1 pseudogene is annotated in these 234 nt (G+C 63.7%); it reads right to left on the reverse strand.

The annotated features are described in order from the left end of the window. Positions 1 to 41: 41 nt before the first annotated feature. Positions 42 to 234: pseudogene (locus tag AC0L20_RS41895) on the reverse strand (acetyl-CoA C-acyltransferase); the annotation flags it as partial.

The following is a 234-nucleotide window of genomic DNA, read 5'->3' on the forward strand; positions in this document are numbered from 1 at the left end:
TTTCGTAACGAAAGGCGTCAGTCATGACAGTTTCCTTGGGCTCAGAGGCGTTCGATGATGGTGGCGATGCCCATGCCACCGCCCACACACAGAGTGGCCAGGCCGTAGCGCTGCTGGCGCACCTCCAGCTCATCAAGCAAGGTGCCGAGAATCGCGCAGCCGGTGGCGCCCAAGGGGTGGCCCATGGCGATCGAGCCGCCATTGACATTGACGCGGGCGGCGTCGATGCCCATG

It is taken from the genome of Bradyrhizobium sp. Kon58 (assembly GCF_055807455.1).